The 1854-nt window shown below is 36.2% G+C and carries 1 protein-coding gene; it reads left to right on the forward strand.

Annotated elements, in window-relative coordinates; translation table 11 throughout:
- Positions 1 to 16: 16 nt before the first annotated feature.
- Positions 17 to 1854 (forward strand): hypothetical protein (locus J5224_RS26175; RefSeq protein WP_264628104.1); only part of this gene is annotated, 1838 nt, incomplete at its 3' end.

The raw sequence follows: 1854 nt of genomic DNA on the forward strand, positions 1-1854 counted from the left end.
AACAGTAAAGAGCCCAGTGACCTCTCTGATTGAAGAGGGGCGTGTGATTTTACATTACGAAATTTATGGCATGGGTTGTACAAATTACACTAATTTTAATGCCCTTTCCCAAAAGATAGAGACTGCATTAGGTGGGCTTTTTACATGGTTACCCACCTATAATAAGACACGACTGGTAACATTAATTTTCGCTACCGTTCTGGATATGATTTCTGACTCTATTGATAACAAAGAACTGTCTATAGATTATCTCGAGGATCTGGAAAACTATACCTTATCTCTGGCAAAAGATATTGTATCCTCTTTGCTCACCAAAACGGTAAATGAGATAGCAAACAATAATGATGATAAACGAATCAGTAGCATTGTCAAAAACATCAAGCATAAAAATAATAATTTGATTATTAAAACACAGAGGCCAGAGAAGACAGTTTATATTGACCGAGTCGCCAACCATTTCGCTGATGAGGAAAGCAAAGGATTAATATTTTATAATGAACATAATTGTTGGGTGATTGATAAAAACTTACCTTTTAATAATGAAGTTAAAAGCACGTTTAATTTGGCTGAAAATTTCTGGACAAACGCCAAAAATATTTATTTTTATAAAAATAGCTCACCAGAAATCTACGGTGATGGAATTTTAATCAGATTTGACGGCATGGCTTATGCGCTTGTCGGCAATGTTTTCAAGCCAGCCTTAGAGATTCAAATATCAGATAATGTTTTCAGGTACATGGGCAAGGATGACAGAGGGTATCGGCCTATTACTCAGCGTGCGGGGAAATGGGTTTTTGAAAGTGAGCATACGCCGCTGGCAAGCGAAGCGTTGATATCACTGATTGAGTCTGATCAAAAACTAAAGAATGAATTGGTCAGTATGGATATCCAACACCACAATGTCGGGCCGATAACGGCAGGGAGGAAATATCAATTCGATAAATATCATAATAAATATTTAAAAATATCAGATGAGTATTTTAGATTTCATGTTGATGACAGTATGACGATGTATTTAGAAGGTAAGGGTGATTTGCTGCCGTTAACCTATTCAGGTGGGAAATTTGTTATCAAACCTGATCTTGTCACTGGAATCTATTCAATCATCAAATATCCATTAGAGAGATTGCCTTGGGAGACTTATGACCAGGATTATTATATCGACAATACTATTGTGAACGAGATTAATAAACATAAAATATTGCTCAGTGCTAAAGACTCACAGACCATTAGTCAACTCGCTATGCATGCGTTAACACCGTCGAAGAGCATCGATGGCGCTGTTATTTGTGAAGCGAAAGAGTATCTTCCTTATGAAGACAGATTAATAAGCATCAAGGCTAATGGTGATGATACCTATATTTTAGGTGAGTTAACCGGTGAGGAGGAGGGTATTCATCTTTATAAGAACCAGAAATCAAATTCCTATTATTTAATGCCTCAGGGGGCAGGCATTAACTCAGGACGGCAACGTTATAAACTTCGCTCATCAATGTGCAGAACTAAACGGCAGATTTTCTCTTTGTGTACGGCTGATTTCTATGAAAGCAACGATATCAGTTTTTTATTGAAGCGAAATGTTGGTGCTGGATTGAAATTTGATTCACCCAGTGAAATACTCAAACCTTATGTGGGAATCAATGGCTTTTACAAAGACATTAAGCTTGACAGTAAGTTATATTACTTATCCAATAATGATGTTTTCTTTCATGCATTAGAGAGTCCAGTGAGTGATAATGCTATCCCCACTTACTTTAAACTTTATGGAAAGAATAATGATGGTGAAATCAATCCTAATTTTTTAATCACAGATGTCAGCATTGTTAAGGATTTTGGCACTAAGAAAATCATCAT

It is taken from the genome of Candidatus Symbiopectobacterium sp. NZEC135 (genome assembly GCF_025962695.1).